Source organism: Streptomyces sp. NPDC006512, from assembly GCF_040611935.1.
In the GTDB taxonomy this organism is placed as follows: Bacteria; Actinomycetota; Actinomycetes; order Streptomycetales; family Streptomycetaceae; genus Streptomyces.
Genome location: NZ_JBEXPG010000001.1, coordinates 256,052 through 281,146, shown reverse-complemented (window position 1 = coordinate 281,146; position 25,095 = coordinate 256,052). Strand labels below are relative to the sequence as shown.

Annotated in this window: 24 protein-coding genes; 8 read left to right on the top strand and 16 right to left on the bottom strand. The window is 74.4% G+C overall.

Going from position 1 to position 25,095, the window contains the following annotated elements; translation table 11 throughout:
• Positions 1-91: 91 nt before the first annotated feature.
• The 3 genes from ABZZ17_RS01280 to ABZZ17_RS01270 all read right to left on the bottom strand — a co-directional run bounded on the left by ABZZ17_RS01280 (position 92) and on the right by ABZZ17_RS01270 (position 3,664).
• Entirely contained in the window at positions 92-835 is a 744-nt protein-coding gene (locus ABZZ17_RS01280) for a peptidoglycan-binding protein (protein ID WP_356870685.1), read from the bottom strand.
• 123 nt (positions 836-958) lie between these two features.
• Positions 959-2,263, bottom strand: coding sequence for a choice-of-anchor A family protein (locus ABZZ17_RS01275; RefSeq protein ID WP_356870683.1), 1,305 nt, complete (start codon positions 2,261-2,263; stop codon positions 959-961).
• Between the two features lie 195 nt (positions 2,264-2,458).
• Entirely contained in the window at positions 2,459-3,664 is a 1,206-nt protein-coding gene (locus ABZZ17_RS01270; RefSeq protein WP_356870681.1) for an MFS transporter, read from the bottom strand.
• 396 nt (positions 3,665-4,060) lie between these two features.
• Between ABZZ17_RS01270 and ABZZ17_RS01265 the strand changes: the two genes are divergently transcribed.
• Together ABZZ17_RS01265 and ABZZ17_RS01260 are read left to right on the top strand one after the other, a co-directional pair.
• Positions 4,061-4,558, top strand: coding sequence for a hypothetical protein (locus ABZZ17_RS01265; protein ID WP_356870679.1), 498 nt, complete (start codon positions 4,061-4,063; stop codon positions 4,556-4,558).
• A gap of 89 nt (positions 4,559-4,647) precedes the next feature.
• The gene (locus ABZZ17_RS01260) at positions 4,648-5,481 is read left to right on the top strand and encodes a MerR family transcriptional regulator (RefSeq protein ID WP_356870677.1); all 834 of its coding nucleotides are present in this window, start codon (positions 4,648-4,650) and stop codon (positions 5,479-5,481) included.
• Here the strand turns inward: ABZZ17_RS01260 and ABZZ17_RS01255 are convergent.
• Positions 5,460-5,834: a hypothetical protein gene (locus ABZZ17_RS01255; protein WP_356870675.1), complete on the bottom strand. Its 375-nt coding sequence runs from the start codon at positions 5,832-5,834 to the stop codon at positions 5,460-5,462. The genes ABZZ17_RS01260 and ABZZ17_RS01255 overlap by 22 nt on opposite strands.
• Before the next feature lie 99 nt (positions 5,835-5,933).
• Between ABZZ17_RS01255 and ABZZ17_RS01250 the strand changes: the two genes are divergently transcribed.
• Positions 5,934-6,431, top strand: coding sequence for a hypothetical protein (locus ABZZ17_RS01250; RefSeq protein WP_356870673.1), 498 nt, complete (start codon positions 5,934-5,936; stop codon positions 6,429-6,431).
• Between the two features lie 333 nt (positions 6,432-6,764).
• Here the strand turns inward: ABZZ17_RS01250 and ABZZ17_RS01245 are convergent, their stop codons facing one another.
• The gene (locus tag ABZZ17_RS01245; protein WP_356870671.1) at positions 6,765-9,497 is read right to left on the bottom strand and encodes a DNRLRE domain-containing protein; all 2,733 of its coding nucleotides are present in this window, start codon (positions 9,495-9,497) and stop codon (positions 6,765-6,767) included.
• A 317-nt stretch (positions 9,498-9,814) separates the two neighbouring features.
• On the opposite strand from ABZZ17_RS01245, the gene ABZZ17_RS01240 reads away from it, so the two are divergent.
• The 3 genes from ABZZ17_RS01240 to ABZZ17_RS01230 all read left to right on the top strand — a co-directional run bounded on the left by ABZZ17_RS01240 (position 9,815) and on the right by ABZZ17_RS01230 (position 11,368).
• Positions 9,815-10,117: a hypothetical protein gene (locus tag ABZZ17_RS01240; RefSeq protein WP_356870669.1), complete on the top strand. Its 303-nt coding sequence runs from the start codon at positions 9,815-9,817 to the stop codon at positions 10,115-10,117.
• Positions 10,118-10,259: 142 nt separating this feature from the next.
• Positions 10,260-10,721, top strand: coding sequence for a cyclic nucleotide-binding domain-containing protein (locus ABZZ17_RS01235; protein ID WP_356870667.1), 462 nt, complete (start codon positions 10,260-10,262; stop codon positions 10,719-10,721).
• Between the two features lie 203 nt (positions 10,722-10,924).
• A complete protein-coding gene (locus ABZZ17_RS01230) occupies positions 10,925-11,368 on the top strand; it encodes an SSI family serine proteinase inhibitor (protein ID WP_356870665.1) in 444 nt (147 codons plus the stop codon).
• A gap of 111 nt (positions 11,369-11,479) precedes the next feature.
• On the opposite strand, the gene ABZZ17_RS01225 is transcribed toward ABZZ17_RS01230, so the two are convergent.
• Together ABZZ17_RS01225 and ABZZ17_RS01220 are read right to left on the bottom strand one after the other, a co-directional pair.
• Positions 11,480-12,322, bottom strand: a complete 843-nt coding sequence (locus ABZZ17_RS01225) for a GNAT family N-acetyltransferase (protein WP_356870663.1) — start codon at positions 12,320-12,322, stop codon at positions 11,480-11,482.
• An 80-nt stretch (positions 12,323-12,402) separates the two neighbouring features.
• Complete coding sequence (locus tag ABZZ17_RS01220; RefSeq protein WP_356870661.1) at positions 12,403-12,840, bottom strand: hypothetical protein; 438 nt, start codon at positions 12,838-12,840, stop codon at positions 12,403-12,405.
• 136 nt (positions 12,841-12,976) lie between these two features.
• On the opposite strand from ABZZ17_RS01220, the gene ABZZ17_RS01215 reads away from it, so the two are divergent.
• Positions 12,977-13,711: a Sir2 family NAD-dependent protein deacetylase gene (locus tag ABZZ17_RS01215; protein WP_356870659.1), complete on the top strand. Its 735-nt coding sequence runs from the start codon at positions 12,977-12,979 to the stop codon at positions 13,709-13,711.
• A gap of 18 nt (positions 13,712-13,729) precedes the next feature.
• On the opposite strand, the gene ABZZ17_RS01210 is transcribed toward ABZZ17_RS01215, so the two are convergent.
• The 8 genes from ABZZ17_RS01210 to ABZZ17_RS01175 all read right to left on the bottom strand — a co-directional run bounded on the left by ABZZ17_RS01210 (position 13,730) and on the right by ABZZ17_RS01175 (position 21,764).
• Positions 13,730-14,212: a VOC family protein gene (locus ABZZ17_RS01210; protein WP_356870657.1), complete on the bottom strand. Its 483-nt coding sequence runs from the start codon at positions 14,210-14,212 to the stop codon at positions 13,730-13,732.
• Positions 14,213-14,328: 116 nt separating this feature from the next.
• The gene (locus tag ABZZ17_RS01205) at positions 14,329-17,904 is read right to left on the bottom strand and encodes a bifunctional glycosyltransferase family 2 protein/CDP-glycerol:glycerophosphate glycerophosphotransferase (protein WP_356870656.1); all 3,576 of its coding nucleotides are present in this window, start codon (positions 17,902-17,904) and stop codon (positions 14,329-14,331) included.
• A gap of 184 nt (positions 17,905-18,088) precedes the next feature.
• A complete protein-coding gene (locus tag ABZZ17_RS01200) occupies positions 18,089-18,463 on the bottom strand; it encodes a hypothetical protein (protein ID WP_356870654.1) in 375 nt (124 codons plus the stop codon).
• 95 nt (positions 18,464-18,558) lie between these two features.
• A complete protein-coding gene (locus ABZZ17_RS01195; RefSeq protein ID WP_356870652.1) occupies positions 18,559-18,993 on the bottom strand; it encodes a roadblock/LC7 domain-containing protein in 435 nt (144 codons plus the stop codon).
• 71 nt (positions 18,994-19,064) lie between these two features.
• A complete protein-coding gene (locus tag ABZZ17_RS01190; protein WP_356870650.1) occupies positions 19,065-19,829 on the bottom strand; it encodes a transcriptional regulator in 765 nt (254 codons plus the stop codon).
• A complete protein-coding gene (locus ABZZ17_RS01185) occupies positions 19,826-20,236 on the bottom strand; it encodes a hypothetical protein (RefSeq protein WP_356870648.1) in 411 nt (136 codons plus the stop codon). The genes ABZZ17_RS01190 and ABZZ17_RS01185 overlap by 4 nt, the downstream gene beginning before the upstream one ends.
• Before the next feature lie 237 nt (positions 20,237-20,473).
• Positions 20,474-21,133 (bottom strand): DUF6461 domain-containing protein, encoded by a 660-nt coding sequence (locus tag ABZZ17_RS01180; protein ID WP_356870646.1) that lies wholly within the window; start codon positions 21,131-21,133, stop codon positions 20,474-20,476.
• A 67-nt stretch (positions 21,134-21,200) separates the two neighbouring features.
• Entirely contained in the window at positions 21,201-21,764 is a 564-nt protein-coding gene (locus ABZZ17_RS01175; RefSeq protein ID WP_356870644.1) for a TetR family transcriptional regulator, read from the bottom strand.
• Positions 21,765-21,907: 143 nt separating this feature from the next.
• Between ABZZ17_RS01175 and ABZZ17_RS01170 the strand changes: the two genes are divergently transcribed.
• Positions 21,908-23,185 (top strand): helix-turn-helix domain-containing protein, encoded by a 1,278-nt coding sequence (locus tag ABZZ17_RS01170; RefSeq protein WP_356870642.1) that lies wholly within the window; start codon positions 21,908-21,910, stop codon positions 23,183-23,185.
• Here ABZZ17_RS01170 and ABZZ17_RS01165 read toward each other — a convergent pair.
• Positions 23,067-25,043, bottom strand: coding sequence for an APC family permease (locus tag ABZZ17_RS01165; RefSeq protein ID WP_356870640.1), 1,977 nt, complete (start codon positions 25,041-25,043; stop codon positions 23,067-23,069). The two genes, ABZZ17_RS01170 and ABZZ17_RS01165, sit on opposite strands and share 119 nt — an antisense overlap.
• Positions 25,044-25,095: the final 52 nt, after the last annotated feature.

Sequence of the window (25,095 nt, the reverse complement as noted above, 5' to 3'; positions counted from 1 at the left end):
AGCCCGCGTACTGGACGTACTTGGCTTTCGCCCGGTGCGGCGAGAGCGCGTGCCAGGCGTCGCGGGGCAGACGGGAGTTTGACGACAGGCCCTAGCCGAAGGCCGCGCGGGTCGCCGGGCCGTAGACGCCGTGGGGGTCGCCCTTGATGCCGCGGTCGCGCTGGAGCTGGGCGACGCCCCGCTGGGTCTGCCCGTCGTAGACGCCGGTGGTCGAGACGTACGTGAACCCCTGCCCGTAGAGCCGTTCCTGAAGGGCCCGCACCTCGGGGCCGCGGTCTCCGGGGCGGAGCGTTCCGGAGGTGTCGGCGGCCGGCTTCGCGGGCGCGGCGGTGGGCGGCCGCGGGCTCGCCGCCGGGGTCGTGGGCGGCGGGGTGGGGAGGGCCGGCGCGGTGGAGGCGGCCGGTGCGGGGGCGGGGGTGCCCGCGGTGGCGGAGCCGGAGGGGGCGGCGCTGGCCGCGGGGTCCGGTTCGGCCGTGTCGCCGGTGTCCGGGCTGCGGGCCGGCAGCGCGGGGACGGACAGCCCGGGCGGGGTGACGGCCCGCGCGGGCGGCGGCTCCGGGGAGCGCAGCAGGACCACGAGGGCGCCCGCCGCGGCGAGGGCGAGCAGCGAGAGCGCCGCCAGCGGCCGCCGGCTTCCGCGCCGCCCCTCGACGCGGGGCATCCCGGTCGGCGCCACCGGGCCGGTCGGGGCCGAAGCCGGTACGGCGGCCGTCGTCGGGCCCAGCGGCCAGGCGGGGGTCGTGGCGCGGGCCGGTGGCGCGGGCGGGGTGACGTAGGGGCGTACGAGCAGGCGGTCGTCGGGAACGAGCCCGCTCTCCTCGGTGTGGTGGGACACGATGGCTCCGGACTTGGGTGTCTTGCCGGTCAGGGCGGGCCGGGGAAGGGGCGGGCTTCCCGGCGGGCGGAGGTGAGGACGGGGGCCGGTGCGGCGGTGCGGGACCGGCCCCCGTCCGGCCCGTCAGGCCCTGCGCCGCCGGGCGACCAGGACCATGCCCGCGCCGGCGGCCAGTACCGCGGCCCCGCCGATGGCGAGGGGGACCGCCATGCCGGCGCCGGTCAGCGCGAGGTCGCCGCCGGGGCCGCCCGGGCCGGCGGCCGGAACGGCGGACGGGCCCGGCCGGGAGGACGGCGAGAGCGCCGGAGAGGCCGTCGGGGGCGCGGCACTCGGCCCGGTGGCGGAAGCGGACCCGGGAGCGGAAGCGGAGGCGGAGGCGACGGGCTGCCGGGAAGGGCCGGCCTCCGCCTGGGGCCGGACCCCGTCCTCGGCGGGAAGGGGGTCCGGAGCGGCGGGGAGGCAGCCCGTGAAGGGGTGGTGGCGCGTCTCGGCACTGCCCTTGCCGGTGAGGGAACGGGCGATGACGGTGCCGTCGACCGGACCTCCTTCGCCCAGGTCGAAGGAGGCGTGGGGCGCGAGCACGGTTCCCGGCCACGCGTGGGCACCGCTCTTGACGATCTTCGTGGCCTCGGGGAAGTTCCACAGCAGCCGCGACAGGACCGGGCCGTCCTCCCCCTCGTCCTCGGTCGCGTCCCCGCCGTCCCCGCCGTCCTGCGCGTCCTGGAAGCGGAAGCCACCGATGCCCGCCGCGGCCTGGTCGTACGTCACTCCGGTGACGTTGACCACCGTGACCGCGCCCGCCGGGACGTCGAGGTGGACCTCCTTCGCCCTCTCCAGGTCTGCGGCCGGTACGACGAAGGCGTTGTACCGGGCGTCGGTTCCGGTCAGCCGCAGGTGCCCGCCGCGCAGGCTCCGGTCGGTGTCCTCCGGGCTCACGCCGGCGAGGGCCGCCGAGGTCTTGCGCAGGGCGGTGAACTCGGCGGCGAAGTCGACGGGCGAGGGGCCCTTGGCCAGCTCGCCTCGGGGCGCTTCGGCGACCCCGTTCAGGGTGCCGCCGTAGGTGCCGTTGCCCTTCGCCACGCGCACCTCGCCCGTCACGCCGCCCGCCACGAGCAGGGCGTTGCCTCCGGGCAGGGCGGAGATCCGCTCCGGGCTCAGTTCCCGGCCGACGGTGAACCCGCCCCGGAAGTCGGCGTTCCCGCCGACCGCGACGGCGCCCTCGGCGCCGCGGGTGTGGCGGGCGTCGCCCTCGATGAACTCGCCGTACTGGCGGGCCACGCCCAGCACGTTGGCGCACGTGTCGCCCGCCGGGACGGCCCGGTCGAGGGCGGCCGCTCCACGGGATGCCGCGTGGGGGCCGGTGAGAGCGAGTACGAGGGAACCGCCGACGAGGGTGGGGGCGAGCACGGAACGGACGGATATCGGCATGAGGAGCATCTCCGAGGGGCAGCCCTTACGGCGGTTCTTGATCGGACTCTTTCCCTCCAGGACCACTCCGGTCAAGCCGGATGTCCGATCCGCCCCATCCATCCGTTCCGTACGGGACGGACCCGACTCCGGTGGCTTCCGGCGGCACCGGGGTTCCACCGCCCCGCTGTGCGGGTGCCGGCTTCGGGGAGCCGCTCAGCGGTCGGAGGCCGGGGCGTTCCCGGACCGCTCCGGCGCCGCGTCGGCCGGGCCGCCGAGCGGGTGGTCGGGTACGCCGGGGACCGGCCCCGCCGGGTGCCGGCACGCCGCCGCCACGGTGAGGGCGGCGAGCAGCATGAGCGCGGCCCCCGTGAGCGGGGCGGCGGTGACGGAGACGCGGTCCACGGCGAGTCCGCCGGCGAGCGCGCCCGCCGCGATCGCGAAGTTGAACATCGCCACCATCAGGGAGGAGGCGGCCTCGGAGGCCCGGGGCGCGGCCCCCAGCATCCAGCCCTGGAGGCTGACGGAGACCCCGCCGTACACGAGGCCCCAGACGAGCAGCAGGGCGGTCCCGGCGGCGGCTCCGGGCAGGACGGCGATCAGTGCGAGGACGAGGGTCAGGGTGGCGCTGACGGTGAGCAGCGTACGGCGCGCGTCGCGCGGCCCGGCCAGGAAGTTGCCGGCGACTCCGGCGACGCCGTAGCCGAGGAGGAGGGTGCTGACGAACCCGGGCTCGATGCCGGAGACGTCCCGCAGGATCGGACTGACGAAGGTGTAGGCGGCGAACTGGCCGGTCACCACGAGGAAGGTGACGGCCACCCCGGCGCGGACCCCGCGGTTGCGGCGGAGCAGGCCGGGCAGTTCGGCGAGGGCGACGGGCCGGGTCGGGGGCAGTGGGGGCAGCAGAAGGAGCAGGGCGGCCAGGGTGAGGGCCCCGAGGACGCCGACGGCCGCGAAGGCGGTGCGCCAGCCGCCGAGTTCACCGAGCAGGGTGCCCGCGGGAACACCGAGCACGGAGGCGGTGGGGACGCCGCCGAAGACGACGGCCGTGGCCCGGCCGACGTGGCGGGCGGGGACCAGGCGGACGGCGAGTCCGCCCGCCACGGCCCAGAACCCGCCGACGCTGACGCCGACGAGCAGTCGGGCGGCCAGCACCACGGCGAAGGACGGGGCGACGGCGGCGGCGAGGTTGGCGACGGCCATCAGGGCGATGAGCAGGCACAGGACGCGTCGCCGGTCGGCCCGGGCGGCGCCGACGGTGACGAGCGGGGCGCAGAACCCGGCGACGATCCCGGGCACGGTGACCATCAGTCCGGCGGTCCCCTCGGACACCCCGAGCGCGGCACCGACGGGCGTGAGCAGCCCGACGGGCAGCAACTCGGAGGTGATCAGCCCGAAGATGCCGAGCGAAACGGCCGCCACGGCCGCCCACCCCTTGGCCCCGCCCTCCGGACCCGTCCCGGGATCCGGCTCGGGGCGTGTCCCGGGGCGGGGTTCCGGCTGGGGTCCGGGATCCGGCTCGGGGCGGGGTTCCGGGACGTCGGGCGCGGCGGGGAAGGGCATGGGCGGGACTCCGTACGGGCGGCGGACCGGCAGGGGTACGCGGCACGGCGGCACCGGGCGCCGGGGGTCGCGCCTCCCCCGTCGCCCGCGCTGCCGTGCCGTGCCGCTCGCGTTCACGCCCATTCTGCGACGGCCGCCGCCGGTTGCGGCCACCCCGTGCAGGATCGATTCGGCAACGGCCGGCCCCGACCCGCCGTCACCCGGACGCGTGAGGTTCGGGCTTCGGCGGGCCGCCGACTACGGCATGGTGGTCGGATGCAGTTACGCCGGGCCGCCCTGCCCCTCTCCCTCCTCGCGCTCCTCGCGAGCGCCGGCTGCGTCTCCGTCGGCCCGGAGTCCGGCGCTCCCGGCCCGGTACGCGGTTCCGTACCGCCGCTGGGCCGGCCGGACGCTCCCGAGGGGCGGCGCTCCGACGACGGGCCGCCGGTGCTGTCCCTGCCGCTGGGCGAAATCCCCGACCCGGAATCCGAACCCCCGCCGGCGCGCGGCCGGGCGGCGGAACAGGAGGAGCGGGAGGACGGGCCGCCCGCCGCGCGCGCCCCGCGCAAGGCCGGGCCGCCCGCCGGGGCGCGGCACGCGAAACCCGCCGCGCCCCGGCGCGTCCGGCCGGTGAAGCCGACGCCGCCCCGCCCTCCCCGGCCGGCGGTGCCGCGTCTGCCCCGGGGGGAGGAACTGTGCGCCGCCGCGGAGGGCACCGTGCCGCCGTCGGTCGTCGACCTGTGCGTCCGCCAGTACGGCGGCCTCGGCCGCTGAGCCCATGACGCGCTGACCTGGCCCTCCGCGCCCTTCCACCCGGCAGACTTGACCCTCACACCGTGTCAGGCCGTCCACTGGAAGGCGTCATGTTCACCATCGGAGACTTCGCCAAACACGGCCGGGTGTCGGTCCGCATGCTGCGTCACTACGACGCCCTCGGACTGCTGCGCCCGGCCCGTGTCGACCCGGCGAGCGGCTACCGCTCCTACGAGGCCGGGCAGCTGGCCCGCCTCAACCGCCTCATCGCGCTCAAGGAGCTCGGCTTCACCCTGGAACAGGTGGGGGCCGTCCTCGACGAGAAGGTGGGCGCGGAGGAAATGCGCGGCATGCTGCGGCTGCGCCGGGCGGAACTGGAGACGGCCGTGGCCGAGGCGGCCGCACGCCTGAACCGGGTCGAGACGAGGCTCCGGACCATCGAGAGCGAGGGAACCGTGCCCACCGAAGAGATCGTCGTGAAGAGCCTGCAGCCCGTCCGGCTGGCCGGACTGACCGCAGTGGCGAGCAGCTTCGCCCCGCAGGACGTCGGGCCGGTCATCGGCCCGCTGTACGAGGAGCTGTGCCGCCGCTTCGAGGCCGCCGGGGTGGTTCCGGCCGGTCCGGGCATCGCCTCGTACGAGGACGCTCCGGACGCCCCGCCCGGCTCCGTGCTGGTGCACGCGGCGCTGCCCGTGGCGGCGGCCGTCCGCGGCGAGGACCTCGGGGGCGGGGTGCGGATCGTGGAGCTGCCCGGGGTCGAGCGGGCGGCGACGGTGGTGCACCGGGGCCCGATGGACGGCGTACTGCCGACCGCGCAGGCCCTGGCCCGGTGGATCGACGCGCACGGTCACCGCAGCGCCGGGTACGCCCGCGAGTTGACCCTGGCCTGCCCGGAGGACCCGCAGGGGTGGGTCACCGAGCTTCAGGAACCGCTGGCCACCTGACGGGACCTCCCGGCGGGGGCTCCTGCCGGGCCGTCCGCGACGGGACCGCGACGGCGGCGGTCCCGGACGGACGCGCAGCGCCGGGCCGTTCCCTCGCGGGCGGTCCGCAGCCGGCGCATCGCTCCGTGTCCGCGCCGCCGCCATTCGCTGACGGGGAGACCGGCGCGCTGGCCGCCGCCGCTGATCAGGGCGTTGACCGGGGCGTGCGGATCGGCGGCCACGCCCTTGGCGATCAGCACCCCCACCACGAGCGGCACCAGGACCACGGCGAGCGCGGAGCCGGCGGTGGTCACGTGCCGCATGCGCGGCGGGTGCGTGGCGGACACGGCGTCCGCGGGGGTCCCTGAGGTCATGCCGTCATTGCATCAACGGCGGCGCTCCGGGGAATCGGGGCGGATACTCAGGCCGTTGCCGGTGAGGTACTCAGACGCACGGCGGAAGGGGTGGGGGCGATGGCCGGTCCGCAGGGCTTCGAGCCCGCGAGCGGCGACGGACCGCCGGTGGAGCCGGCCGCGCGGGCGGGCGAACTCCGCACGGCGTACGAGGGGCTGTTGCAGATCCGCCGCCTGCTGGGCGGCGGGGAGGGACGCCCCGCCCCGTGGGAGCTGCGGTCCGCACCCCGGTCGGTGGCGCTCGTACTGGAGGCGGCGGGTTTCCCGCCGTCGGCGGTGGACGCGCGGGGCGGGCGCTGCCGGACGGGCTACCGGGTGACCGCCGGCCCGGGCGGCGACCCGGCCGGGACCGGGACGGGCCGCACGGGCGCGGGCACGGACGCGGACGCGGACCGGGTGACGGTGACCTGGACCGGTCCGCCCGGGTCCGGCGCCGCCGGGGAGGAGCAGGACCGGCTGACGGCCTGCGCGGCGGAACTGGAACGGCACGGGTGGGAGTGCCTGCTGTACCGGGGGCCGCGCGGCCGGCGCTTCCTGGAGGTCGAACCGCCCCGTTGACCGGCCGACCCGGCGGGGCGGTCAGGCCAGGGTGATCGCGTACAGGACCTCGCGTTCCTCCGGCGGCCCGAACACCGCCGCGTGCCCGATCGCGACGCCGTCCTCGACCACGCTGCGCACGGTGACACCTCGGTCTCGGGCAGCCCAGCGTCTCCGACCACTTGCGCCTGCTCCGCCACCTCGTCACCGGCCGGCGCGACGGGCGCGGCGTGGTCTACGCCCTGCACGACGCGCACGTGAGCCACCTGCTCCCGCGGCCCCCGGGCGTAGCCCGCACGCGCGGCGGGGGCGCGGACCGGTCCGGTCCGCGCCCCCGCCGTCACCGCCTTCCGGTTACGGCGTACCGAAGGTCAGCGTCAGCTGCGGCGTCCCCTCGTTCGCCGCCGCCTCGGAGGACCACAGCCACAGCGCGTCGGTCCCCGAGCCGGTCAGCGCCAGGCCGTAGGCGCCGCCCAGCGCGCCCGCGACGGTCGCCGTGTTCAGCCCGGCGGTGTGCACGGCCGAGCCGTCCGGGATGCCGGGGAACGAGCCGAGTGCCGGGGATCCGAGGCCCGGGCGGTTGTTGTACGTGGTCCCGTCCTCCGTCCACGCGCCGGTGACCGGGACGACCGAGACGGTGTCCGTGGTGCCGGCGCCGCCCATGGTGCTGGTCTTCACGCTGAGCGTGGCCGACTTGAGCACCGTGCCCGCGGGTGCGGCGGGCAGGTCGAAGCGGAGGTAGCTCGCGTACAGCGGGGTACCGCGGACGGCGAGGGAGCCCGAGGCGCCGTAGTTGGCGGCCGGGGCGCCCGCGTTCGCGTACGTGTCCTCGGCCGCGGTGACCCGGACGACCGAGTCCGCCGGGGCGGAGGCGAGGGTGAAGTGGTTCTGCACCTGCGCCGCGCTCAGGACGGTCGGGTACACGGCCGTCTCGTCCAGCTGGCCCGCCCAGTGCTCGCTGGTGGGACGGTCCGGCCAGCCGCCGAGGCCGTCACCGCCGACGCGCCAGAAGCCCGAGAAGTTCTCGTGCGTGGTGACGTTGAGGGTGCCCCGCTGGACCCCGTCCACGTACAGGGTCATGCCGCCGGGACCCTGGGTGGCGACGACGTGGTGCCACTGGTTGTCGTTGTACGCGCCGGGCGTGGTGATGGTGCGGGTGGCGCCCGTGTAGACGCCGAAGACCAGCCGGCCGTCGTTCGTCATGTAGACGTGCTTGTCGTACTGGCTGCTGCCGTTGATCTGCTGGTTGCCGAAGCCGACGAGCTTGCCGCCCCGGGTGGTGTTCGTCTTGAACCAGGTCTCGACGCTGTAGGTGCTGCCGACCGACTGCCGGCGCTCCCCGTACACGTGGGCGTTCGTTCCGTTGAAGCCGATCGCCGTGCTCGGGCCGCTCACCGCTCCGGGCGTCTGGCGCAGGGCCGGGCCGTTCAGGTGCACGCCGGCCTGGTTCCCGCCGTCCGAGGAATCCGCGACGTACGGGACGCCGGATTCGTCGTAGCGCCAGAACAGCTGGGCGCCGTCCGCGCGGACCCGGCTCGGGTACGGCTCCTCGGAGGCCGGTACCGTCACGCTCGCGGTCCCCGACAGGGCGCTGGTGTTGCCGGCCGCGTCCGAGGCCGTCACCCGGTAGGTGTACGACTGGCCGGCCTGGGCGGTGGTGTCCGTCCAGGAGGCCTGCGGCCGCTGGAAGAACAGCGAGTCGGCGGTGACCGTGGCGATCGGCGCCGCCGCGCCGTTGCGGTGGATCCGGTACGTCAGCGCACTGTCGTCCAGGTCGAGGCTGGTGCGCCAGCGCACCTGGACCTTGCCCGGGCCGAAGCTGACCGCGCTCGCGACGGGCACCGTGGGCGCGCCCGTGTCACCGGTGGAGGCGAAGCGGGTCAGGCTCTGCTGGGCCGCCCCGTTGACGGTGGTGAACTCGCCGCCGACCCAGAGGTACCGCGTGCCGTCCTTGGCGCCGACCGTCATCACGCGCGGGCCGATGCCCTCGCCGATGCCGTCGTTGGTGTCGGGGGCCCAGCCCAGCTTGCCGACGCTGGTGGTGGGCTGTGCCAGCAGGTGGTGGCGTTGGCCGTCGGGGAACTCCCCGACGCTGGCGCAGTCGTGCGCGTGCGAGGCGCTGTACAGGACGTTCTGGTACGGCAGGACGGCCTGCGTGGCGCCCAGGCAGGTGTCGCGCCAGCGCTGGCCGAAGCCCGCGAGGTCGAGGGCGATGCGGCCGTCGAAGACGCCGCCGCCGGTGCCCTCGTTCGCGGTGTAGAAGCCGGTGTCGTCGGTGGCGATGTCCTTGACGACGGAGTTCGTCTCGATGAAGCCCGGATAGGACGTGGTGAGGGCGCCGCTGGTGGCGTCGACGACGGCCAGCGCGTGCGTGTTCGTCCCGTTGACGGTGAAGAAGTCCCCGCCGAGGAGGACGTTCTTCCCGTCCGGGGTGACCTCGACGGCGCGGCCCGGATCGTCGGCGTTGGCGGTGAAGGGCCGCAGCGCGCCGTCGGCGGTGGCGACGGCCGCGAAGCGCTGGCGGGGCTGGCCGGCGACGGTGAGGAAGTCGCCGCCCGCGTAGACGGTGTCGCCGGTGACGGCGATGGCCCGGACGGTGGCCGCGAACGCGGGGCGGAAGGAGGGCTTCACGGTGCAGGTCGCCACGTCGATCGCGGCGATGCTGGAGACCGGCGTGCCGTTGACCGCGCCGAAGTAGCCGCCCGCGTAGAGGGTCTTCTTGTCCGGCGAGAGGGTGAGCGCGCGGACGGTGGCGGTGCCGGAGCCGATCGTGAAGGACAGGTTGCAGGAGGTCGGGGCGCCGGTCGCGGCGTCGAACGCCGCGAAGTTCACCACCGGTTTCTCGCTGCCGCCGGAGCCCGCGGGCGGGCGTACGGCGGAGAACGTGCCGCCGGCGAAGACCGTGCCGCCCGCCTCCGCGAGGGCCCAGACGACACCGTTGGGCTGCCACGTGGGCAGCGCGTCGGCGGTGAAGGCCACGGGCGGGGTGACGGCCGCGGCCTGCGGGACGAGACCGAGGCCGACGACCGCTCCGGTGCCGGCCAGGGACAGGGCGAGAGCGGCCGCCAGCCCTCTGGATCTACGCATGAACCCCCCAGTTCGTCGTGCGTGGTGCTGCGCGTGCGGCGCGCGGGGTGCGCGGCGCCCGGCCGTACGCCCGCGGGGCCGCGAACGGGTGAGCGGACATACGTACGGGCGCACCTTAGGGCGAATCGTCCCGTCGGTCATCGGAATTGACCTATCGGATGCACAACGGTGCGACTTCGCCGGGCGCGACGCGTCAACCGCGCGGACCCCGGGCCACTCCTTCGCACACGGTCACCCGCCGAAAAGGCCCCCGGGCGGGGCCGTGCCCCTCTACCGTGCCCTCAGGGGACGGGTCATGGCACCGAAGGGTGGGGCGGATGGACGAAGAAGAAGACATGCGGCTGGCGAGGATGACCCCGGAGATCTCCCGCCGCACCCTCACGATGCTGCGCGGTCTCGCCGGCCTGGAGCCGCCGGAACAGGTGCCGGAGGACGCCATGATCGTCGCGGACGGGATCCTCGCCGACCACGGCACGGACGGCCTGCGCGTCCTGGTGATGACCTTGGCCGCCTGGGCGACGGCACAGATCGAGAACGTCGCCGAACTGAGCAAGCGCAGCCACGAGGCGGTGCTCGACGCGATGGAGCTGGCCTGCCTGGAGGCGAGCGCCGAAGAGTAGCGCGCCCCGGTCCGCGGCGCCCGCCGGCGGCGGGCGCCGCGGGCTCGCGCACATCCGCCGACACGCCGCGGTACCATCCGGGCCCGCGTCGGCGACACTGGGGGGAGCAGCAGGCTGCGGGGGGTCGTGATCGGAGGCCGTCGTGAGCACACCTTCCCCTATCCGCATCGCCGCCGTCCTGTCCGCCGAGTACCGGGGACGGCTGATGTCCCATGCCCGGGAGGTCAATTTCCGCGAGGGCGCGCGGATCTTCGCCGAGGGCGCCAAGGCCGACTCCTTCTGGATCGTGCGGTCGGGCACGGTGACCCTGGAGATCCCGGTGCCGGGCCACCGGGCCGCTCCCGTCGAGAGCCTCGGCCCCGGGGAACTCGTCGGCTGGTCGTGGCTGTTCCCGCCGTACGTGTGGCAGCTGAGCGCCGAGGCGATGACCCCGGTACGCGCCTACGAGTTCGACGGGCCGACCGTACGCCTGCTCATGGACGCCGATCCCGCCTTCGGGTCCGCCGTCGGGCACTGGGTCGGGCGCGTCCTCGCCGTCCGGCTCCAGCAGACCCGCACCCGGCTCATGGACCTCTACGCCCCGCGCACCGGCGCGACCCGCTGAACCCCGCGCCAAAGGTTTCAGGGTGGGTGTTCGGCCGATTCGCGCACGCGTTCCCCCACAGGTCACGCGTCCGGGACGGCTGCGGACTGCATTCATTCGCATACGATCGGTGACGAGAAATGGAGGTGCCCACGGGCGTTCCGGCCGCGGATGGGCAAGACTCCCGTCCGTTATCCGAAACGCCGACCCGAGGAGTGTTCGTAATGCGGTCCATCACCAGGAGTCTGGGGCTGACCTCCGGCGCCGTGGCGCTCACCGCCGTCACCGCGCTGGCCGGAACGGGTGCCGCCGACGCGGCGCCGGCCGGAACGCAGAGCCTGTACGCACCGTCCGCGCTCGTGGTGAGCCTGACGGCCGGTGAGGACGCCGACAGCGGTACGGTGCTGCGCGCCGCCACACTGACGTGCTCGCCGACGCCCGGCGGCACCCACCCCGCTGCGGCCGCCGCGTGCGCCGAATTACGGGCGAACGGCCCCGTACTGGACGCCCTCGCCGAACCCCGGCCGGACGTCGCGTGTACCAGGGAGTGGAACCCGGTGACGGTCACCGCGGTCGGGGTGTGGCAGGGCCGCAAGCTGAGCTACACCTACACGTTCGGCAACCCGTGCAACCTGCGCGCCAGCAACGGCGTGCTGTTCGGGATCTGAGGCGCCGCCGGCCGGACCGTCCGGCAGGGTTCCTCCGGTCCGGGCGGGGCGGCGCCGTGCGACCGCCGCCCCGCCCGGCCGGCCGGGACCCCGGGCAACGGGGCTGTCCCGTCAGCCCAGTTCGAGGCTCGTGATCCCGTACAGGCCGGCCAGGTCGAGTTCCGGCGCCGGGCCCGTGTACATCCGGGCGGTCTCGAAGACCGGGACCAGGCCCAGTCCGGCCGCGAGCCGCGTCGCGGCGGGGTTCGCGTCGGGTACGTCCAGGGTGACCTCCCCTCCCGGGGCGTGCCCGGCGAGGCGCCGCAGCAGGGCGGCGGCCACCTCCGGCCCGTCGGCGTAGATCGGCCCGATCCGGGCGGCCGCACCGCACGGGCGGATCACGCCGAGGCCCTCGATCCGCCCGTCCCGGACGGCGGCGAGGGCGGTGCGGCCGGGCAGTCCGGTCCACAGGGAGAGGAAGGCGTCGCGGGGCTCGGGGAAGAACCGCCGGTCGTAGGCGGCGAGCCGGGCGAAGGGGAGCGAAGCCGCGTCGACGATGTCCACGGCCCCGTCGTCACCGGGAGCGGGTACCCCCTGGTGGCGGACGTTGGTCCAGGCCGAACGAAACCCGGACGTACGGTAGTTGCCCTGCTGTTCGACCACGCCGTCCAGTCCGACGAGCCGGCCCTCGAGCCGGGCCGTCGCGGCCCGCCACACCCGCAGGCCGTACCCCTGGCCGCGCAGGTCGGGGCGGGTGATGTAGAAGCCGATGAAGCCGAAGCCCGCGCCGTAGCGGACGGCCGAGACACAGGCCGCGGGCTCCCCGTCGAGCCGCCCGACGAGGAAGCCCTCGGGGTCGGCGGCCGCGAAGGCGAAACGGTCGGAGTCCCCAGGGTCCCAGCCCTCCGCCTCGGCCCAGGAGCGCATCAGTTCCATGTCGGCGCCGCTCGCGCCGGCGATCTCGAATCGCGTCATGTCCCGTGTTGTACCAGACCCGGACGCTGCCGGAACGGGCGTCGTGGACGCCCCGGTTCCGCCCCGGGCAGGGTCGGGGTTCAGCCCGCGCAGATGACGTCGTCGAGCTCGATCGGCCGCGAGTCGAGGCGTACGTAGGCCGTGAAGTCGGTGGTGCCTTCGGCCCAGTGGGTGGTGACGGTGGCCCAGCCGACGCCCGCCGACTGGGCGACGGTGGCCGTCCCGACGCTGATGTGGAGGGGGGTGCTGCGGGAGCAGAGCAGCACGTCGGTGTCGGGCAGGTGCGCCTGCTTGTGCTTGAGCTGCCGCGAGACCAGCCGGCGGCGGTCCTGGTCGGAGGGACCGTGATCGCCGTAGAAGCCCGTGAGGAAGCGGGTGATGTCCTCGGCGGTGTGCCGGTGGTGGTGGCGGGGCACCGGGCCGGCGAGGGCGGTCGCGGGGGCCGCCGAGGCGAGCGGGAAGGACGCGCAGAGCAGGGCGAGCAGCAGGGCTCCGGGCCTGTAGGGGTTCGTCTTCATGTCCGATCTGTAGCCGCTCGCCCGCCCGGGGCCTCAGGGGCGCGGCGCGGGCTCACTCCGGTGGGGGCGCCGCGCAGGTGGTGGGGGCCGCCAAATGGGGTCGCGTCGCCGGAGGGGCCCTGCGTAGGGTCGGGACATGGGGAAGCCGCTCGTCGCAGTGTTCAGTGGGGCAGGAATGTCCACGGATTCCGGGATTCCGGACTACCGGGGGCCGCAGGGGCTGTGGCGGCGCGATCCGGATGCCGAGAAGCTCGTGACGTACGAGTACTACATGGCCGATCCGGAGATCCGCCGCCGGTCCTGGCGGATGCGCGCCGAGGTGTGGGCCGCCGGGGCGCGGCCGAACGCGGCGCACCTGGCCGTGGCCGGACTGGAACGCGGCGGCACTCCGGTGCGGGTGATCACGCAGAACGTCGACGGGCTCCAGCAGCTCGCGGGGATGCCCGCGCGCAAGGTGTTCGAACTGCACGGGACGGCCCGGTCGGTGGTCTGCACCGCCTGCCGTGCCCGGTCGCAGACGTCCGAGGCGCTGGCCCGGGTGGCCGCCGGGGAGCCCGATCCGCCCTGCCTGGCCTGCGGCGGGATCCTGAAGACGGCCACCGTCATGTTCGGGGAGCCGCTCGACCCCGAGGTGCTGAGCCGGGCCGTGGCCGTGGCCAAGGGGTGTCAGGTCTTCATCGCCGTCGGCACGACCCTCCAGGTCCAGCCCGCCGCCTCGCTGGCCGGTATGGCGGCCGCGGCGGGGGCCCGGCTGATCATCGTGAACGCCGAGGAGACCCCGTACGACGCGCTGGCCGCCGAGGTGATCCGCGAGCCGATCGGCACCGCGCTCCCGGCCCTCCTGACCCGGATCACCGCCGGGGGCACCTGAGCCGGAGCGCGCGGGGTGTCAGCCGCCGTCGGCGGCCCGGCGCATCGCCGCGACGTCGAGCTTCTTCATGCCGAGCATCGCGGTGGTGGCCCGGGCGGCCCGCTCCGGGTCCGGGTCGGCGATCAGCTCGATCGCCTCGACGGGGGTGACCTGCCAGGACACCCCGAACTTGTCCTTGAGCCAGCCGCAGGCGACCTCCTGGCCGCCGTCGCGGGTCAGTTCGGCCCAGTAGTGGTCCGCCTCGGCCTGGTCGGCGCAGTGGATCTGGAAGGAGACGGCCTCGGTGAAGGGGAACTGCGGGCCGCCGTTGAGGCCGATGAACTTCTGTCCGTTGACCTCGAACTCGACGACCATCACCTCGCCGGCCGGGCCGGGCCCCGCCTCGGTGTAGCGGCCGATCCTGCCGAGCGTGCCGTCCTTGAAGACGGACAGGTAGAAGTCGGCGGCCTCCTCCGCGTTGCCGTCGAACCACAGACACGTGGTGAAACCCTTGGTGACCATGACTGCCTCCAGTCGCGAGCGGGCGGGACCTCCGCGTCCCCTCCACCAACAGACCGGCCCCGCGCCCGAAATTCATCGGTGGGCGCGGGGCCGGTCTTCAGGTGCACTCGTGCGGGCTACTTCCCGAGCATGCGGTCGACGACCCGCTCGGCCGCCCGGCCGTCGTCCAGGTCGCAGAACTCGGCGCGGAAGGCCTCGCGGGCGCCCGCGTACTCGGCGCCGAGGGCGTCCGCGTTGCGTACGGCCCCGATCAGGCTCGCGGAGTCCCTGAGCAGCGGGCCCGGCGCCTTCTCCTCCAGGTCGAAGGTGAAGCCGCGCAGGGTGTCGCGGTAGTGCTCCAGGTCGTACGCGAACAGCAGGATCGGCCGGTCGGTGAGCGCGAAGTCGAAGATCGCGGAGGAGTAGTCCGAGATCAGCACGTCGGCGACGAGCAGCAGGTCCGTGGTGTCGGGCCAGCGGGACACGTCAACGACGAATCCGTCACGGACGCCCTCGCGGACCTGCTCCGTCACCTTGTGGTGGCCGCGGACGAGCAGGACGTGGTCCTCGCCCAGTTCGCGCCGGGCCGCGTCGAGGTCGATCCGCAGGTCGAGCTTGTAGCCGCCGGTCCACGCGAGCCGGTTCTCGCGCCAGGTCGGGAGGTAGAGGACGACCTTCTTGCCCTCGGGCAGGCCGAGCCGGCGCCGGACCGCGGCGACGCGTCCGGCGTCGGGCAGGACCAGGGCGTCCGTGCGCGGGCTGCCGGACTCGACGACCTCGCCGTCGTAGCCGAGGGCCCGCTTGAGGACGGGCGTGGCGTACGAGCCCGGGGAGGCGAGCAGCGTCCACTGGGCGCTGTCGTGCCGCAGCCCCTCCAGTACCTCGGGGCTGGTGTAGTAGTCGTGGGTGAAGTCGTAGCCGATCTGCTTCAGCGGGGTTCCGTGCCAGGTCTGGACGACGGTCTGGCCGGGGCGGCGCCGGAAGGTCATCGGGACGCTGTCGTTGACGACGTAGTAGCGGGCGCGGGCCAGGACGTCCCAGGCCTCCAGGCTGCCGTACTGGACGGCGCGCGCGGTCGGCGGGACCTCGGCGCGGCCGTCGCGGACCAGCCAGACGTGCTCCAGCTTCTCGCCGCGGCGCACCAGCTCCTCGTGGATGGCGCGGGGGGAGTCGCCGGCGCCGTTCCCCTGGAAGACGTCGTAGACGACCAGGTCCTTGACCGGCAGGTTCCGCTGCGCCGGGTAGGTGACGTCGCGGGCGACACGCTGCGCGTAGCGGGAGCGGTCGTGCGGGCTCAGCAGCGGGTCGGCGACGAGCGCCATCCGGTCGTGGAGGCGGGCCTCGACGCGCATCCGGCGGCCCTGGACGGTGATCGCGTGCGGTCCGGTGACCAGCGCGGGCGGGACCATCTGGACGGGTACGCCGCGGTCGACGCCGAGCAGTCCGGCGGTGGTTCCGCCCTGGCTCACGGGGCGCAGCGTGGGCCACCAGCGGCCCTGCGGAAGGGTGGTGCGGCCCCCGTACGCCGGGGGCACGACGGGCTCGAAGGAGGCCTCGAAGCGGTCGCCGTCCCGGGTGACCGGGTAGCTGAACTCCGTGCCGTACTGGTCGTGCAGGACCAGCTCGTACGGCTCGTCGGCGGCGGACGCGGGCAGGCGGAAGCCGCCCCGCAGGGTCAGGGTGCCGTCCCGGGCGGTGACGGAGTCGACCAGCGGCGGCGGGGCCTGGACGGAGAGGATCAGGTGGCCGCTCATGCCGCGCTTGGCGAAGACGGCGCGTCCGGCGGGGTCCCCGGGCAGCGGTGCGACCAGGGCGGTGAAGCCGCCGCGCTCGTCGTGCGCCAAGGGGTGGCGGGTTCCGTCGGCGCGGACCACGGTCAGGTTCCAGGGCTCCGGGGTCCACTCGCCGCCCTGGTCGCCCGGGGCGGGCACGGCGCCGAGCCGGTCCAGCGGGAGGACCGCGGTGAAGGGGATCCGGCCGCCGGGTCCGCCGGTGGTTCCCTCGGGGGTGGTCAGCGGGAAGGTGTGGACGGTGCCGCTCGCGGCGTGCCGGGCGTGCAGGGTGGCGCCGGCGCCCACCTCGGCGGCCAGTTCGCCGGAGAGTTCCAGGGCGTCGTCGCCGAGGAGGCGTACGTCCAGGGCGCGGGCGCGGACGATCTCGACCTGGACGGTCAGGGCCCCGGAGACGGTCGGCAGGATGCGCACGTCGGGGGTGACCCAGTGCGCGGGCGGGGTCAGTCCGCTGTCGTGCTCGCCCCCCTTGAGGCGGGCCCGGTGGAGTCCTCCGGCGCCGGTGACGGCGATGGAGGTGGACCATATGCCCTCGCGCCACTTGCCGCCCGACTGGAAGACCGTGGGGTCGACGACGGCGGTGAAACCGGCCCAGTCGGCGTGCCTCAGGGCGAGGTGGGGGGCGTGGACGGTGGCCATCGGGGAGGCGACGGTGCGGGTGCTGACGACGGTGCGGCGGCGCTTGCCGCTCTCCCGGAAGACGAGCATCTTGCGGGAGCCCAGGCGGCTCTCGGCCCCCATGTGGCCGGGCAGGGCGTAGCCGCGCAGCAGGAGCTTGCCGTCGGTCCAGGAGGCGTGCTCCAGCCGGCTCACGACGCGGCGCTCGCGCGGGCCGAGGGTGAGGAGCTTGGGCGGGACCGGGGCCTGGAGGAAGGGGTAGTCGGCCTGCGGGCGGGCCAGCCCCTTGACCGGCACGCTGTAGGTGAAGTCCCGCTGGTGCTGGACGAGGGCGATGAACTCGTCGACGCGTCCTTCGCGGGCCAGGTAGGCCTTCAGCCGGTCGGCGACGGTGAGGTCGTTCCAGGGGTCGGTGCCGATCTCCCGGATGAGGCCGCCGACCTCCTTGACGAAGGCGTCGCGGAAGTCCTGGCCGCCCTCGCCGACGTACTTGTAGATGAGGGGGAGTTCCTCGCTCAGCACGTTGCGGTCATAGTCGCGCAGGTAGCGGGCGTACTTCTCGCCGGACTTGCCGAGGAGGGCCTCGCGGACCAGGCGGACGGAGGTCACGCGGTCGATGACGGAGACGGGGTCGGTGGAGCGCTGGGTGATGGAGCGCTCGCCTGTCTCGCGGACCCGCCAGTGGTAGACCACGTCGCCGATGACGTCGACGCTCTTGGCGAAGTAGTGGGCGGGGATGCTGACGGGGGCGTCCTCGTAGAGGATGCCCTCCGGGTACCGGAAGCCGTGCTCGTCCCAGAAGCTGCGCCGGTAGACCTTGTTCCACGCGGTGCGGTCGGTGACCAGCGCCGGGAACTTGGAGATGTGGGTCTTCAGCTGGGTCTTCGCGAACGCGACGCGGTGGCCCCAGGACTGCTGCATGCCGACGGAGCGGAAGCGCCTGACGTTGCCCGCCGCGAAGTCGGAGCCGGTCTCGTCGAGGGCGTCGACCAGCCGCTGGTAGGCGTGCGGGGGCATGGTGTCGTCGCTGTCGACGAAGGCGAGGTACTCGCTGCCCTCGGAGGCGTGCCGGGCGCCCACGTTGCGGGCGGCGCCCAGGCCGGCGTTCTTCTGGAGGACCAGCCGGAAGCGTTCGTCGCGCGCCGCGAAGGCCTCCGCGATCGCCGCGCTGGTGTCGGTGGACCCGTCGTCGACGATCACGACCTCGAAGTCGTCGAACGTCTGAGCGGCGATGGACTCCAGGCACTCGTCGAGGTAGAGCTCGACGTTGTAGACGGGGACGACGATGCTCAGGCGCGGGGGCATGGGTGGCGGGTTCTCCAGCGTTTTTACTTTGTTGATGAGTTGTTGATCAGCCGATTACAGCATCTTACTCTGTAACGGGATGATAAAGTCCGCCCATCCCGGACATATCCCTGAGGCCCGCCCGGGGCGGACGGCAAAGAATTCAACCGCCCGCCACCGCGCCGTCGCGGCCTTCCCGTCGGCGTCAGACTTCGAGCTCGCTCTCGATCTTCTTCAGCTGGTGGCGGGCCATCGCGAGGTTCGCCCGGCCGCGGTCGAGTGCCAGATAGAGGAAGAACCCGTCCTGGTTCCTCCCCTTCATCAGCCGGATGAGGTGGTACTGACCGCCGAGCGTGATCAGGATGTCCTCGATCTCGTCCTTCAGACCGAGCATGTCCATCGTGCGCACCTTGGCGCGCACCACGTCGGTGTTGCCGGCGGCCGCGACCGCGAGATCGAGGTCCTTGCCCCCGCCGACGCTGCCCAGCGGCATGCCGCTGCCGTAGTCGACGAGTGCCGCGCCGAGCGCGCCGTCGATGGTGGTGAGGGCTTCCTTGAGGGCGGTGTCCACGTTGACCATTGGGATTCCTCTTTCTACTGAGGCGTCGAACTGCGCCGGTTGCTTGATTGCTCTCGTTTGCTATGGGGGAAGGCGGGGGGCTCGGGGCGCACCGGTCAGGGCCCGGGGGCGCCGGTGGACGGCGCCGCGGGTCCCCGGCGGCCGAGGCTGTTCTCTATGAGCTCGGTGATGTGCAGGCTGGAGCGGCGGGCCTCCAGGTGGAGGCGTCCCACGTTCACGCGGGTCCCGGCGATCAGGGTGAGGACGGCGGCCTCGCCCGCGGCGTATGTGGCCACGTACCCGTGCTCGCCGCGTACGAGGAGTTCCCGGAAGGCGCCCTGGCCGGTGCTGTCGCTGAGCCGCTGGGCGACGCCGAGGGCGGCCGCGGTCAGCGCCGCGACGGACTCGGTCTCGGTGGCGGCGCTGTCCTGGGCCAGCACCAGACCGTCGGCGCTCGCGGCGAGGGCTCCGGTGAGCTGGGGCACCCTGGCCCGCAGCCGGAGGAGCTCGGCGAGTATCTCGGCTTCGGTCTCGGCGGGCACGGTGTTCATGTCGGCCCTCCTCCCCTCGGGCTGCCTACGGTCGAAGCGGTCGGTGCGCAGGACCGGCCGCAGCGGGAGCCTCACAGGCTTGCCTCCAGTGCGTCGCGTAGCCGGCGGAGCAGTGCCACGTCCGGGGATTGGGCCTCGGTGATCCAGTCGGGCAGGGTCGGTACCGGCGGCGGGACCGGCGGCGTCCGCGGGGTTTCGACCAGCCCGGCCGCCGCGAGTCTTCGTACGTCGAGCAGGGTGTGGAAGGCGGGCCGGCCCAGTACCCACGCGAGGTCGGCGGGGGTCCGCACGCCGTCCGCGCGCTGGAGCAGGATGCGCTGGCGGGCGGTGACCGTCTGGCCGGGCGCGGCGGGCCGGGGCACGACGGGTGCGGTGTCCAGCAGCGGGTAGGGCCAGACCGCGTCCAGCAGTTCGCGGCGGCGGCGGGTCTCGCGCTCGACGGCGGCGGCGGGCACGGAGCGGACGGAGCCGATCCAGTGGGTGGCCCCCCGGCGGAACCGGGAGGGGCCGCTGCCCGGGGAGAGCGCGAAGAACGCGGCGTCGAAGATGGCGGCCAGGTGGCATATCTCCAGCTCGCCGCCGGCCAGGCCGCCGCTGTCGACGAGGAAGCGGGCGACCTGGCGGCGGGCGCCGGCCGCGTTGACGGCCTCGTTCCAGCGTTCGGGTGCGAGGCCGCCGCCCGTCGTCAGGAGTACGTCCAGCCCGGGGGTGGAGGGACTCTCGGCGTGCACGATCCTGCCGTCCTCCAGGAAGAGGGTGCCCCGGTCGCGTAACAGGGCGCCGGTGGCGCGTTCGGCGGCGAGCCGGGTGAGCAGGGGGGATACCGCGGTGGTCATCTGAGCACCAGTCCTTCGGCCAGTGCGCGGAGCCTGTGCCGTGCGAGGGCGAGATTGCCTTCGGCCCTGTCGAGCCACAGGTGGAGGAATACGCTGCTGTCGAAGCTGGTCTCGACGAAGCGCAGGACGTGATAGCCGGTACGGGTGGTGACGATCAGGTCCTCGACGGGTGGGCCCGAGCCCGGTCCGCCGGGGTCGGCCGGTGTGCCCGCCGCGGGGGTGAACGACTCGTACTCGGCCGCCGCCCGGGCCAGTTCGGCGGTCTCGGCGGCGGTGGTCTCGTGATCGCCGACCGGCGAGTCCCCGGCGGTGCCGAGGGCCAGTCCGCTGCTCCAGTCGACCAGCGCGGCCCCGCGCGCACCGGGCAGGGCCATGGCTTCGAGCAGGCATTCGTCGATCCCGGGCACGCGGGCTCCCCTCCCGGCCGGACGTGCGGGGTGCACGGTCGTACGGCGCGACATGAGGGAACTTACTCAAGTTCCACAGTGCGAAAGGGCGTTCTGGCATTTTCCGCTGGAACATGCGCGGTAGCACGTGACAGCTTGGCCAGAACCCGTTCGTTTTTGATCAAGCGTGCGAACGCTGCTCACCCGATCCGATCATGAACGGCACGGCGCCCGCCACCGGGCCTCCGCCGGGTCCCCTCACCGGGTGCGGGTCACGAAGGCCGGGAGCGGGGCGTCCTCCACCAGGCGGCGGGGCAGGGCCAGGCCGAAGCGGTGCTCCAGGACGGCCAGGGTGAGGCGGTCGCGCTCCGGGCGGGGTTCGCCGTCCGGCCACGGGTGGGTGCCGTCCGGGGCGAGGATCCCCGCGCGCACCAGTTCGGGCAGCAGGAAGTCCGGCCGGTGGCCGCCGCGCCAGCACTCCTCGCCGAGCCCGAAGCAGCACACCAGTTCCCCGTCGCACGCGTACGCGAACTGCTTGGGCGGGTGGTCCGGCTGCGGATCGAGGTGGACGGCCTCGGCGCCCCGGGAGACCTCGGCGAGCCGCTCCGCCCCGGCGGGGATGCCGTGTTCGACGGCGAACGACCAGCTGCCCCACGCGCCGACGCGGGCCACGCCGTCGCCGTCCGCCGTCTCCGCGGCCATGCTCCAGGCGGCCGCCGCGCCCATGGGGCCGGGACGCACCCCCGGCACCGCCCCCAGCCGGGCGGCGAGTTCGGCCGGGCCGATGCCCCGGGCGAAGGTCAGGCCGACGAACCAGCCCTCCCAGCCCGCCAGCCACCGGATTCCGGTGCCGTCCTCGCCGGTGCCCCCGTCGACACCGCCGTCTTCGCCGCCGCCGTCCTCGCCGTCCCGTGCCACGGCGTCCGAGATCCCCGCCCCGCCCACAGTCGCCCCCCGCGCTCGCTGCTCCCCGGCGGCACGATAGTCAGTCCGCGGGGCGCTCCGGGAGCAGACGCTCCACCATCACCCCGAGGAGGCGGTCCGTCTCGGACGCGTCCAGCATCGTCGGGGCCGTCAGGTCGTCCACGATCAGGCCCAGCATCGCGAGGTAGAGCAGGACCACGCCCTCGCGGTCCCCGGGCAGCCCGGCGTCGAGGTGCCAGGTGACGTTCGCCTCCAGCTCCAGCTTCTGGAAGCCGGCGAGTTCCGCCTGGAGTTCGGGCCGGCGGGTGCCCTCCAGGCGCAGTTCCAGCATCGCGACGTGCACGCTGCGCTCGCGCCGCATCCGCTCCAGGAGCTTCTCCAGGAGCGCCTTCGTGTCGAGCGGTCCGGCCAGGTCGGCCGGGTCGGGGACCAGTCGCTCGCGGGTGCGGTGCAGTATCTGCACCAGCAGCTGGCCGCGGTTGGCGAAGTAGTTGGAGGCGGTGCCCGTCGGGACGCCGGCCTCCGCGTCGACGGCGCGCAGCGTCAGGCCCCGCGAACCCTCTCGGGCCAGGACTTCGATCGCCGCGTCGAGGAGCGCGGCGCGGCGTTGCGGGTTCTGGCGCATGGGCGGGTCCCTGGGGGTGTGGGCGGAGGGTACGGTCGGAGGGCGTACGTGAGCACTGCATGTGCAGTGCTCAGGACACGCTAGCGGACCTGCGGGCTCCGGCCCCTCCCCACCGCCCCCTCCCCCGTGTCACGCTGCGGGTCATGGAGCGGATCATCGAGGAGATACGCGAGGACCTGGACCGCCGGATCGCCGTGGCGGCGGACCGGCTCGCCGACCGGACCCTGACCGAGGACCCCGCCTACGCCGCCCTGCTCGGGCGCGGGGAGCTGCGCGAGCGGATCCACCACACCCTCCGCCAGGCCGTCGAGGGTCTGGTCCGCGGCGCGCGGGGGCTGCCGCCGGACCTCTCCGACGCCCGGGCCACCGGCGCCCTGCGCGCCGAACAGGGGCTGCCGCTCGCCTCGTTGCACCGCGTCTACCGCGGCGGCGGGCGGATGCTGTGGCAGAGCCTCACCGAGGCGGTGGCCGCCCACGACCGGGCGGCGCTGCCCCGGCTGCTGCCGACGGCGCCCGCGCTGTGGGACGTACTGGACCGGATGTCGGACGCCGCGTCGGAGGGCTACCACCGGGCCGAAGCGGAGCGGCGCGAGCGCGAACGGGAGCGCCGGGCGGCCCTGCTGGACGCGCTGCTGGACGGTACCGGGCTGCCCGCGGCGGAGGCCGCCGCCCAGCTCGGGCTGCCCGAGCGGGGCCGCTTCGCCGTGATCGCGCTGGACAGCGGCGACCCCGGCGGGCCGGCCGGGCCCAGACCCGGCGGGGCCGGCGGTGGCGCCGCCCCCCGCGTCCTGTGGCGGGTCCGCGCCGACGGGGAGACCGGCCTGGCCGAGCTGGGCCACCACCCGCTGGAGTCCCTGCGCGAGCTGCTCGACCCGCTCGGGGTGCGGGCCGGGGTGAGCCCGGTCGTGACGGACCCCCGGGAGCTGGCCGGGGCCCGCCGGCTGGCCGGGCTCGCCCTGCGGACCTCCGCGCGGCCGGCCGGTCCGGGCACCGCCCTGCTCGACGAGCGGCTCCCGGGGGCGCTGGTCGCCGCCGACGCGGAGCTCGCGGCCCGGCTGCGCCGGGTGGTGCTGGGGCCGGTACTGGCCCTGCCCCCGGAGGACTGCCGGGTCCTGCTGACGACCCTGGGCACCTGGCTGACCTGCCGGGGCTCGACGACGTACGCGGCGCAGCGGCTGTACTGCCACCGCAACACGGTCTCCAACCGGCTGCGGCGCCTGGAGCAGCTCACCGGCCGTACCCTGTCCGACCCGGCGCACGTGGTGGAGCTTGCGCTGGCCCACGCCGCGGTGACCCAGCGCGCTACGGGCGCGGCCCCGCCGGCTCCCGAGGGGCCCGGGGGTCCCGCGGTTCCTCCGGCCCGGACCGGCGCGCCGACTCCAGCAGGTACGGCACGTCGATCACCGCGACCCCCGGGGTGAACAGCAGCCGCGCCTTGAGCCGCAGCGCGTTCTGGTTGTGCAGGGGCTGTTCCCACCAGTGCCCGACCACGTACTCCGGGATGACCACCGACAGCATGTCCGTCCCCTCGGCCGCCGCCTCCGCCTCCAGGTAGGCCAGCACCGGTCCGACGACCTCGCGGTACGGGGAGTGCAGCACCTTCAGCGGCATGCCCGGGTCGTGCTCGGCCCAGGCCAGGCGCAGCCGTTCGGCCTCCTCCTCGTCGGCGGCGACGGAGAGCGCGGTCAGGGTGTCGGGCCGCAGGCCCTGCGCGTAGCCGAGGGCCTTGAGGGTGGGGGCCTGGAGGGAGGCGACGAGGACCACCACGTGGTGGCGGGCCGGCCTGTGCGGTTTCACGCCGGGGGCGACGGCGACCTGCCGGGCGACGTGGTCGTAGTGGCGGCGGACCCCCTTCATGCCGATGAACAGCGCGGGCATGGCGATGACGACGAGCCAGGCGCCGTGGGTGAACTTCGTGAGCAGCACGATGACCAGGACCACGGCGGTCATCGCGGCACCGACGGCGTTGATGGCGAGCCTGCGGTGGATGTGGATGCGTTCCGTCTTCGGGGTGGCCGGCGAGGCGAGTTCGCGGCGCCAGTGCCGGACCATGCCGGACTGGGAGAGGGTGAAGGAGACGAAGACGCCGATGATGTACAGCTGGATGAGGCGGGTCAGTTCGGCGTCGAAGGCCACGATGAGGGCGATCGCGGCGAGGGCGAGCAGGACGACTCCGTTGGAGTAGACGAGCCGGTCGCCGCGGTTGAAGAGCTGGCGGGGCGCGTAGCGGTCCCTGGCGAGGATCGAGGCGAGCATCGGGAATCCGTTGAAGGCGGTGTTCGCGGCGAGGATCAGCACGCCCGCGGTGACGGCCTGGAGCAGGTAGAAGAGGAAGTGCCAGCTGCCGAAGGTGGCCCGGCCGATCTGGGCGAGGGCGGTGGACATCGGGGTGCCCGGGGGCAGGCCCAGTTCGGTGGGGTCGGCGGCGACGTGCACCTGGTAGGACATCGCGAGGACGGTGATGCCCACGAACATCGTCACGGACAGCACGCCCATCGCGGCGAGCGTGGTGGCCGCGTTCTTGGCCTTGGGCTTCTGGAAGGCGGGCACGCCGTTGCTGATCGCCTCGACGCCGGTGAGGGCGGTGCAGCCGGAGGCGAAGGCGCGCATCGCGAGGAACACGAGGGCGAGGCCGGTGTAGGTGCCGGTGGCGGTGATGGGCAGGTCGGCCGACTCGGCCCTGATGGTGTCCCCGGTCGCCATCCGGACCGCGGCGAAGGCGAACATCACGTAGATGACGAGGACGAAGCCGTAGGTGGGAACGGCGAAGACGCGCCCCGACTCCCGTACGCCGCGCAGGTTCATCAGGGTCAGCAGGACCACGAAGGCGACGGACAGGGCGACTTCGTGGTGGCTGAGCGAGGGGACCGCGGAGGTGATGGCGGCGACGCCGGAGACGACGGAGACGGCCACGGTCATCACGTAGTCGACGAGCAGGGCGCTGGCGGCGGTCAGGGCCGCGGTCGGTCCGAGGTTCTCGGAGCTGACGACGTACGCGCCACCGCCGCCGGGGTAGGCGTGGCAGGTCTGCCGGTACGAGGCGATGACGACCACGAGCAGGAAGACGATGGCGGCGGCCGCGTACCAGGTGAGGTGGAGCAGCGCGACTCCGCCGAGGGCGAGGATCAGCAGGATCTCCTCGGTGGCGTAGGCCACGGAGGAGAGCGGGTCGCTGCAGAAGATCGGCAGGGCGAGCCGTTTCGGCAGCAGGGTCTCGCCCAGGCGTGCCGTGTCGAGGGGCTCACCGACCAGCACGCGTTTCGGATTGATACGCCTCATTCCTGCATGATCGTCCATTTAGGCCGGTTTACCGGGGAACCTGCCCGTTCGT

Coding starts and splice junctions, on each gene's coding strand:
- ABZZ17_RS01245 (WP_356870671.1), bottom strand. CDS start 9,497: ATGCGTAGATCCAGAGGGCTGGCGGCCGCTCTCGCCCTGTCCCTGGCC.
- ABZZ17_RS01170 (WP_356870642.1), top strand. CDS start 21,908: ATGGAGCGGATCATCGAGGAGATACGCGAGGACCTGGACCGCCGGATC.
- ABZZ17_RS01265 (WP_356870679.1), top strand. CDS start 4,061: ATGCAGTTACGCCGGGCCGCCCTGCCCCTCTCCCTCCTCGCGCTCCTC.
- ABZZ17_RS01255 (WP_356870675.1), bottom strand. CDS start 5,834: ATGACCTCAGGGACCCCCGCGGACGCCGTGTCCGCCACGCACCCGCCG.
- ABZZ17_RS01165 (WP_356870640.1), bottom strand. CDS start 25,043: ATGAGGCGTATCAATCCGAAACGCGTGCTGGTCGGTGAGCCCCTCGAC.
- ABZZ17_RS01200 (WP_356870654.1), bottom strand. CDS start 18,463: ATGGTCAACGTGGACACCGCCCTCAAGGAAGCCCTCACCACCATCGAC.
- ABZZ17_RS01195 (WP_356870652.1), bottom strand. CDS start 18,993: ATGAACACCGTGCCCGCCGAGACCGAAGCCGAGATACTCGCCGAGCTC.
- ABZZ17_RS01215 (WP_356870659.1), top strand. CDS start 12,977: ATGGGGAAGCCGCTCGTCGCAGTGTTCAGTGGGGCAGGAATGTCCACG.
- ABZZ17_RS01240 (WP_356870669.1), top strand. CDS start 9,815: ATGGACGAAGAAGAAGACATGCGGCTGGCGAGGATGACCCCGGAGATC.
- ABZZ17_RS01275 (WP_356870683.1), bottom strand. CDS start 2,263: ATGCCGATATCCGTCCGTTCCGTGCTCGCCCCCACCCTCGTCGGCGGT.
- ABZZ17_RS01230 (WP_356870665.1), top strand. CDS start 10,925: ATGCGGTCCATCACCAGGAGTCTGGGGCTGACCTCCGGCGCCGTGGCG.
- ABZZ17_RS01210 (WP_356870657.1), bottom strand. CDS start 14,212: ATGGTCACCAAGGGTTTCACCACGTGTCTGTGGTTCGACGGCAACGCG.
- ABZZ17_RS01190 (WP_356870650.1), bottom strand. CDS start 19,829: ATGACCACCGCGGTATCCCCCCTGCTCACCCGGCTCGCCGCCGAACGC.
- ABZZ17_RS01250 (WP_356870673.1), top strand. CDS start 5,934: ATGGCCGGTCCGCAGGGCTTCGAGCCCGCGAGCGGCGACGGACCGCCG.
- ABZZ17_RS01260 (WP_356870677.1), top strand. CDS start 4,648: ATGTTCACCATCGGAGACTTCGCCAAACACGGCCGGGTGTCGGTCCGC.
- ABZZ17_RS01205 (WP_356870656.1), bottom strand. CDS start 17,904: ATGCCCCCGCGCCTGAGCATCGTCGTCCCCGTCTACAACGTCGAGCTC.
- ABZZ17_RS01220 (WP_356870661.1), bottom strand. CDS start 12,840: ATGAAGACGAACCCCTACAGGCCCGGAGCCCTGCTGCTCGCCCTGCTC.
- ABZZ17_RS01175 (WP_356870644.1), bottom strand. CDS start 21,764: ATGCGCCAGAACCCGCAACGCCGCGCCGCGCTCCTCGACGCGGCGATC.
- ABZZ17_RS01225 (WP_356870663.1), bottom strand. CDS start 12,322: ATGACGCGATTCGAGATCGCCGGCGCGAGCGGCGCCGACATGGAACTG.